Genomic DNA, 7,415 nt, shown 5'->3' with positions numbered 1-7,415 from the left:
GCTCGACATCACTGCCCTCCCCGTAGAGCCGTCACCTCGTCAACCACTCTAGCTACGACCTGTGACACCGCAGTCACGAGGGCCACCGCACCAGGCCGAGAAACATCACGAAAGCGATCAGGACCATCGCAGGGGCGCCAACCGCCAGGATGCCCCGGCGGGACGCGTATCGCCGCGTCCAGGGCAGGCACCAGCTGAGCACCAGGAGAATCAACGAAGCCACAAGGCCTGCCGAGAGAACGGTGAACGCGACATCGAAGCTCTCGGTGAAGCGGTCGGCCTCCGCTCCGTTGCAGGAGTCGCAGGCCATGGGCGAGAGCCCGGCGTAGCCGAAGGCGAAGAGGGCCAAGGGAAGCGTGGTCAGGGTGGAGGCCAGCGGGGGAAGCCAGGCGCCTCGCATCCTCGTGTTCTGCGACTCATCGAGCATGGCTCCACTCAAGCGAGGCTCGGGAGCGCGTGCATGAGTACTCGTGCTTGGTTCTGATGCTCAAGTGACAGCAGAGGAGGACCCGTTGGCGGAACACCGCAAGCTCCGCCAGCAGGCCCCTCACTCGGTCACGACACCCGCCGCGCCCCCGCCGAAGGCACCCCCGTGAACACCCGCGGCGCAGTGAAGCCCGCCGTCGCGAAGGCCTCCTCCACCGCCTTGGTGATCGTGTCCGTGTCCGCGGCGTCGACCAGCACGATGGCCGAGCCGCCGAAGCCGCCGCCCGTCATGCGGGCGCCCAGCGCGCCCGCGGCCAAGGCCGTGTCGACGACCAGGTCCAGTTCCGGGCAGGAGATACGGAAGTCGTCCCGCAGGGAGGCGTGGCCTTCGACCAGGACGGGGCCGATCGCGCGCGTGTCGCCCGACTCCAGGAGGGAGACCACCCGCTCCACGCGCTCGTTCTCCGTCACGACGTGGCGGACCAGGCGGCGGAGCTCCTCCTCGTCGCCCAACCTCTCCAGCGCCGTGTCCAGTTCGGCGTACGGCACGTCCCGCAGCGCGTCCACGTCCAGCAGTGCCGCGCCCTTCTCGCAGCCGGCGCGGCGCTTGCCGTACTCGCCGTCGCTGTGGGCGTGCTTGACCTGGGTGTCGACCACCAGCAGGCGCATGCCCTCGGCGGCCAGGTCGAAGGGGATCTGCTTCTGGGAGAGGTCGCGGGTGTCCAGGAACAGTGCGTGCCCCGCCTCGCAGCACGCCGAGGCCGTTTGGTCCATGATGCCGGTGGGAGCGCCTACGTAGACGTTCTCGGCGCGCTGGCACAGGCGGGCCAGCTGCCAGCCCTTCAGGCCCAGTTCGTACAGGTCGTTCAGGGCGAGGGCGACCACGACCTCCAGTGCCGCCGACGACGACAGGCCCGCGCCCGTCGGAACCGTCGAGGTCAGGTGGACGTCCGCGCCCGTGATCACCGTGTGACCCGCGTCGCGCAGGGCCCAGACCACGCCCGCCGGGTACGCCGTCCAGCCGCGGTCCGACTCGGGGGCCAGGTCGTCCAGGCGCAGCTCGACGACCCCGCCCTCGATGTCCGCCGAGTGCAGCCGCAGGACGCCGTCGGTGCGGCGCGCCACCGCCGCGACCGTGGTGTGCGGCAGCGCGAAGGGCATGACGAAGCCGTCGTTGTAGTCGGTGTGCTCGCCGATCAGATTGACCCGGCCCGGCGCCGCCCACACGCCCTCCGGCTCGGTCCCGTACAGCTCCTCGAACCGTTCCGCGACAGTGGCGGCGACCGCCTCGGCGCCCGCAACGCTCATCCCCTGACCCTGACCTTTCGTACGGGACTGGATCGGAAACTCCAGCCCACAAACTTAACCGTCGCGCCGCTGCGCGAACTCCCACGCGTCCGCCACGATGCCCGCGAGGTCCGCGCGCGACGGGTTCCAGCCGAGGCGCTCGCGCGCCGTACGCGCGGAGGCGACGAGCACCGCCGGGTCGCCGCCGCGGCGCGGGGCCACGACCTCCGGGATCGGGTGCCCGGTGACCTGGCGTACGGTCTCGATGACCTCGCGGACCGAGAAGCCGTTGCCGTTGCCGAGGTTGCAGATCAGGTGCTCGCCCTCGACGGCGGCGTCCAGGGCCAGCAGGTGGGCCTCCGCGAGGTCCGCCACGTGGATGTAGTCCCGGACGCAGGTGCCGTCCGGTGTGGGGTAGTCGTCGCCGAAGACCGAGATCGCGTCCCGCTTGCCCTGGGCGACCTGGAGCACGAGCGGGATGAGGTGCGACTCGGGGTCGTGGCGCTCGCCGCAGGTGCCGTACGCGCCCGCCACGTTGAAGTAGCGCAGCGACACCGCGCCCAGGCCGTGGGCCGCCGCCTCGCCGGTGATCATGTGGTCGACGGCCAGCTTCGAGGCGCCGTACGGGTTGGTCGGGGAGGTGGGGGCCGACTCCACGATGGGGGTCGTCTCCGGCTCGCCGTACGTCGCCGCCGTTGAGGAGAAGACGAGCTTGCGGACGCCCGCGGAGCGCATGGCGGCGAGCAGCTCCATCGTGCCGCCGACGTTGTTCTCCCAGTACTTCTCCGGCTTGACGACCGACTCACCGACCTGCGAGAACGCGGCGAAGTGGAGCACGGCGCCGTACGACGAGTCCAGCCATTTGGCGGCGTCGCGGATGTCGCCCTCGATGAACTCGGCGCCCGCCGGGACGCCCTCGCGGAAGCCGGTCGAGAGGTTGTCGAGGACGACGACCTCGTGGCCCGCCTCCAGCAGATGCTGCGCGACCACACTGCCGACGTAGCCCGCGCCACCGGTGACCAGGTACTTACCGCTCATCTACTCGCTACCTCTCGCAGTCGCTCGGCCGCGCGCTCCGGCGGCACGTCGTTGATGAACACGCTCATACCGGACTCGGAACCCGCGAGAAACTTCAGCTTGCCGGAAGTGCGGCGGATGGTGAAAAGCTCGAGGTGAAGAGCGAAGTCCTCGCGTACGACGCCGTCGAACTCCTCCAGCGTGCCGAAGGGTGCCTGGTGCCAGGCCGCGATGTACGGCGTGGGCGGTTCGTCGTCGCCGAATATCCGGTCGAAGCGATTCAAGAGTTCCAGATAGACCTGGGGGAATTCTGTGCGCGCGTCCTCGTCGAGCGCCAGCAGGTCGGGGACCCGGCGGCGGGGGTAGAGGTGCACCTCGTACGGCCAGTGCGCCGCGTACGGCACGAAGGCGACCCAGTGCTCGGTGCGGAGCACGACCCGCTCGCCGGCGAGCTCCCTCTCCAGTACGACGTCGAAGAGGTTCTCCCCGCCGGTCGCCTCCTTGTGGGCGGCGAGTGAGCGCAGCATCAGGGCGGTGCGCGGAGTGGTGAAGGGGTAGGCGTAGATCTGCCCGTGCGGATGTCCGAGGGTCACGCCGATCTCGGCGCCGCGGTTCTCGAAGCAGAAGACCTGCTCCACGGAGGGGAGGTGCGACAGCTCGGCGGTGCGGTCGGTCCATGCCTCCAGGACCAGGCGCGCCTGCTCCTCGCTGAGGTCCTTGAAGGACGCGGTGTGGTCGGAGGTGAAGCAGACGACCTCGCAGCGGCCGGAGTCGCCGGCGAGCGACGGGAAGCGGTTCTCGAAGACCACAACGTCGTACGAGGAGTCGGGGATCTCGCTCAGCCGGTCGCCCTGGGACGGGCACAGGGGGCATTCGTCGGCGGGCGGGTGGTAGGTACGGCCCTGGCGGTGCGAGGCGATCGCGACGGAGTCGCCGAGCAGCACGTCGTGCCGCACCTCGGACGTGGTGACCGTACGGTCCAGCGGGCGCCGGTCCGCGGCGTCGCGCACCTTGTCGTCGCGCAGGTCGTAATAGATCAACTCGCGACCGTCGGCCAGCCGGGTCGAGGTCTTCTTCACGGCGGACTCCCCATCCGTACCCGATCAATCCACCAAACAGAACCGAACACATCAAACCATAAATCCCCACCCACGTCACCGGTCGCATCCCAGGAAAGCTCACCGGCCGATGTGAGGGGAGCGAGGGTAGTGAGGGGGAGTGCGAGGAGTGGGAGGAGTGAGCTCTGCGGCTCCGGAGCGGGAGCGGGAGCCGGAGCGGGAGCTTCAGGGCGGCCTGGGGCAGGTACAGCTCAGGTGGGGCGCCGCCAAGGGGAGCCATCGGGTGCAGCGCCTGCCGGGCGCCCCGCACGTACGAAGTCGAGGTACTCGTCCTGCACCACGCCTTCGTTCACCCACCGTCCTCGGACTGCCCCCGTGAGGCCCTCGGCAGCCGTGAGCGCGTCGAGGGCGTCTTCAGCGGAGGCAAGCAGGCGACCGAACTCCTCTTCCTCGTCATCAGGATCCAGAGGCGGAAACTCGCCCACGTCGCAGAACGTCTCGCTTCCGGCATCCTCGAGGGCGTGGAGGAAGACCTCAAAGGTCGCCTTCGTCGGCCTGACTTCGACGTAGCGGATGCCCGGTCGTTCGGGGTAGCCGGCCGGGCCCAGAAACTGCTCGACCGACCGACCGCGTCTCAGGGCCCCCAGGGCAAAGACTTCCGTCAGATAGCGCACGCGGGAACAGTAAGCTCGCGGGTCATCCCTGAGGGGGTGCGGTCGGCCGTTCGTCGTCGATGACCGGTGCGGAGTAGTCGTCCGGGACGAAAGTGCCTTCGAGCCGGATCAGTTCGGAGTCACTGAGCCGAGGTGGTACCCATCCACGACGGCGTGCGTGGTCCACGAACCGGACGTCCACGGGCACGTGGTACCTCCCGACGTAGTGAGCAAGGTCCGTGTACCAGAACCACTCGCCGTCGGTGAGGAGACGCAGTCCGTCGATCAGTTCCTTCGTGGGGCTGAGGATGTCGTGGACCCGGGAGGTCGTTGCGGCAAGTACGGAACCGGCACGCAGGTACCGCACGAGATCGCGCTCGTACGCCTCGCCCTCAGCACGCACCGAGTCCCGCAAGGACGGTCCGTCGGGCCGACCGTGCCCCAGCTCCCGGAACTCGCCGAGGAAGCGATCCACGTGTACGTCCTCCCCGCTCACCGGAGGCAGCCCGGACGCATGGACTCCGCGATGTCGCCGACTTGCCGGAGTTGATCAGCGGTGAGGCGTCGTACGTCCCAGATCAGCTCGGCAACGCCCGCGGTGGTGGTCGGCTTCGGCGCCGAGGGCTCATCGGGCAGTGCGACGTCGGTCAGGGCGGCCAGGTCGGCCGCGGGGATGCCCAGCACGGCGGAGAAGTCCAGCAGGAGGTCAGGGGTCAGCTGCTTGCGGCCGTGGCCCACCATCCCGTATGTGGACGCGGACCAGTAACGGCCCGTGACCAGCAGGAACGTCGTGGCTGTGCCCGTCCAGGCGAGGTTCCGGTTCCTGAGCATGCGCAGCAGCAGGGCGCCAGGGCCTGCCGGGTACTGCTCGTGCTTCGGCGGTCGGGGGGCGGGCAGCCGCGCGTGCTCCTCCTGCGGCAGCGACTCCACTAGCCGGCGCAGCTCATCCCTATGCTCCGGCGACAGGAACATGGCGTGCTCCACTAGGCGGGGAACACACCTGCCGGCATTCGCGTCCACGGGAGCGAGGTCGTCCGGTACCGGCGCTCCTGCGATCACGAAGAGGTCTGCCGCGTGCAGACCCAGCGCGGGCGCGAGCCGCTGAAGCAACGACGGATCGGGTACCTGGCCGTGGAACACCGTCCGCAGCTCGGATTCGGCGACGCCGGCCAGTGTGGCCAGGGCACCGATGCCCAGCCCCCTGCGATCCGACAACCGCGCCAACAGCACGTCGAAGCCTGCGTCCCCCGTCATTCGAACAGCCTAGCGACAGCTCGAGGCCCAGTTCAGTGGCGCTTCTGGAGACTGTCCAACCGCGGACGGACAAGCTCGCCATTGCCTACCAGGCCGCACTCCCCCTTGCCGCCATCCTCATCTGAACCCGGAAATAGCCTGCTCGGTCAGCGATCGACCACCCAGCGCGCGTCCACGGGCCAGGATCCCTCGCTGACGATGCACTCGATGATCCGCAACGCTTCCTCAAGCGGCACAGTGTCCTCGTCCGCATACTCGTCATGCTGCCCGTTGGAGAGGACGAAACCCTCGCTCGATCCGTCGGCACCCGGGTCCACGGCGTGTTCGCCCGCATCGCCTTCTTCGTCGAGCAAAGACACCGCCGCGCGCTCGGTGTTGGTAACGAAGGCCACCAAACGACCGCATGAACTGGACAGCCACGTCTCGCGTTGCCCTCCATCAATCCTCGCCCGCAGTCTCTCCACCACCACCTCCGGCGACACTGGCAAACCGCTGCCGTCATCGATCACCCATGACTCGATCACGGGCATGACGATCTCATAGCCGGATCTGAGAGACAGCCCCTTACCCCTCACGGCGCCCAGATACGTTCAGGACTGCCCTGAGCTGGTCCTGTGACATTTCACCGCGTGCCCACGCCACGGCATGAAGGTCCTGGACCGACGCGCCGAACGCCTGCTTGAGCACGTACGCAAGGTTCAAGGGACATTCCCGGAGGCGCAGATGGCTCGACACCATCAGGTCCGCCACCTCCATGTACGTGACCAGCGAGAGGGGACGCGCGAAGGTCACCGGCAGATCTACCAAGTTGACCTGTCGAGTCACCGTATGACCTCGCGCAACCGTGAGAGGGCTTGTGGGATCATTGCGGCACCTGACCGCGCACGCTGCTGGCCATTCGGCTGACTGCCTGTTGCACCACTCAATTGCATCGTGCCGCCGCCATCAGGACTCCGGGGGCGGAGTCCAAGACGGGCTGTTGATCGGAATGCTCCGGGTGCAGGGCTCCCCTTCCACGCTCTCGAAGTCGTACTCGTCGAGAAAGAGAGATCCCTGCTCCACCATCGGAAAGGAAGCCAGGAGCGCATCGGTGTCAACGCGAAGCAGGACCTTGAGATCGGAACCGATCAACCACACCCGCTTGGCACTCACGATCAGGACGGCGTCAGCCTCCGGTACCAAGGACACGCCGCACACTTCGAGCGACGACTTCCCAACAGGCTCCAACTCGTACGAAGCCCTCACCGAACCGTCCGCCGCGCCGATCACCAACGCTGTCGTATCGCCGAGAAGCACCAGCGTGTCCGTGACGGTCCAGTAGAGGCACCCATAATCGCTGGTCCATGAGTCCGCGTACCGGAGACTCGGGTCCTCCCCGAGGAGACCGAGATCGACGTCCCAGGCAATCGTGCCGACCTCGCTCTCCCGACGAATCCTCAGATGATCACGGTCGTCCACAACCCCGCACAGGACATCCCCAGAAGGCAGCGGCACCACAGGTCTGCCCTCGAAAGTGACCTTACATGTCATCACATCTCCACCTTCTGAAGCGGCGGCTCGCCCTTGGTGTAGTGAAAGCGCCGCAAAATTCAGCTAAGCGCTGTCCCGTAATTGATCTACGACATGCTCATTGACCTGCCTGTTTCTTCGTCATCCGGCGAGGGTGAGGTTGTGCAGGCGGGCGATGCCGAGCATGGCGTGGTGGACGCCATCGCCCTTG

Annotated in this window: 9 protein-coding genes; all 9 read right to left on the bottom strand. The window is 67.8% G+C overall.

Going from position 1 to position 7,415, the window contains the following annotated elements; all coding sequences use genetic code 11:
* Positions 1 to 73: 73 nt before the first annotated feature.
* A complete protein-coding gene (locus FNH04_RS37590; RefSeq protein ID WP_152790317.1) occupies positions 74 to 427 on the bottom strand; it encodes a hypothetical protein in 354 nt (117 codons plus the stop codon).
* Positions 428 to 555: 128 nt separating this feature from the next.
* Positions 556 to 1,734 carry a galactokinase gene (gene galK / locus FNH04_RS37585; RefSeq protein ID WP_152790316.1) on the bottom strand — a complete coding sequence of 393 codons (1,179 nt, stop codon included), beginning with the start codon at positions 1,732 to 1,734 and terminating at the stop codon, positions 556 to 558.
* Between the two features lie 54 nt (positions 1,735 to 1,788).
* A complete protein-coding gene (gene galE / locus FNH04_RS37580) occupies positions 1,789 to 2,751 on the bottom strand; it encodes a UDP-glucose 4-epimerase GalE (protein ID WP_152790315.1) in 963 nt (320 codons plus the stop codon).
* Positions 2,748 to 3,809 (bottom strand): galactose-1-phosphate uridylyltransferase, encoded by a 1,062-nt coding sequence (galT, locus tag FNH04_RS37575; RefSeq protein WP_322724991.1) that lies wholly within the window; start codon positions 3,807 to 3,809, stop codon positions 2,748 to 2,750. Before galT ends, galE begins: the two co-directional genes overlap by 4 nt.
* A gap of 230 nt (positions 3,810 to 4,039) precedes the next feature.
* Positions 4,040 to 4,462, bottom strand: a complete 423-nt coding sequence (locus FNH04_RS37570; RefSeq protein WP_322724989.1) for a hypothetical protein — start codon at positions 4,460 to 4,462, stop codon at positions 4,040 to 4,042.
* A 22-nt stretch (positions 4,463 to 4,484) separates the two neighbouring features.
* Positions 4,485 to 4,916 (bottom strand): hypothetical protein, encoded by a 432-nt coding sequence (locus tag FNH04_RS37565; RefSeq protein WP_322724987.1) that lies wholly within the window; start codon positions 4,914 to 4,916, stop codon positions 4,485 to 4,487.
* Positions 4,917 to 4,933: 17 nt separating this feature from the next.
* Positions 4,934 to 5,695 carry a hypothetical protein gene (locus FNH04_RS37560; protein WP_228031839.1) on the bottom strand — a complete coding sequence of 254 codons (762 nt, stop codon included), beginning with the start codon at positions 5,693 to 5,695 and terminating at the stop codon, positions 4,934 to 4,936.
* 146 nt (positions 5,696 to 5,841) lie between these two features.
* Positions 5,842 to 6,225: a hypothetical protein gene (locus tag FNH04_RS37555; RefSeq protein WP_152790314.1), complete on the bottom strand. Its 384-nt coding sequence runs from the start codon at positions 6,223 to 6,225 to the stop codon at positions 5,842 to 5,844.
* Between the two features lie 415 nt (positions 6,226 to 6,640).
* Complete coding sequence (locus FNH04_RS37550) at positions 6,641 to 7,225, bottom strand: hypothetical protein (RefSeq protein ID WP_152790313.1); 585 nt, start codon at positions 7,223 to 7,225, stop codon at positions 6,641 to 6,643.
* Positions 7,226 to 7,415: the final 190 nt, after the last annotated feature.

Origin of the sequence: Streptomyces phyllanthi, assembly GCF_009377205.1 — a bacterium.
In the GTDB taxonomy this organism is placed as follows: Bacteria; Actinomycetota; Actinomycetes; order Streptomycetales; family Streptomycetaceae; genus Streptomyces; species Streptomyces phyllanthi.
The sequence above is the reverse complement of the archived record's forward strand: the minus strand, read 5'-3'. Positions and strand labels throughout refer to the sequence as shown.

What these genes read in the sequence shown, in the direction of transcription:
- FNH04_RS37590 (WP_152790317.1), bottom strand. Translation starts at nt 427, where the DNA reads ATGCTCGATGAGTCGCAGAACACGAGGATGCGAGGCGCCTGGCTTCCC.
- galK (WP_152790316.1), bottom strand. Translation starts at nt 1,734, where the DNA reads ATGAGCGTTGCGGGCGCCGAGGCGGTCGCCGCCACTGTCGCGGAACGG.
- galE (WP_152790315.1), bottom strand. Translation starts at nt 2,751, where the DNA reads ATGAGCGGTAAGTACCTGGTCACCGGTGGCGCGGGCTACGTCGGCAGT.
- FNH04_RS37560 (WP_228031839.1), bottom strand. Translation starts at nt 5,695, where the DNA reads ATGACGGGGGACGCAGGCTTCGACGTGCTGTTGGCGCGGTTGTCGGAT.
- FNH04_RS37555 (WP_152790314.1), bottom strand. Translation starts at nt 6,225, where the DNA reads ATGCCCGTGATCGAGTCATGGGTGATCGATGACGGCAGCGGTTTGCCA.
- FNH04_RS37550 (WP_152790313.1), bottom strand. Translation starts at nt 7,225, where the DNA reads ATGACATGTAAGGTCACTTTCGAGGGCAGACCTGTGGTGCCGCTGCCT.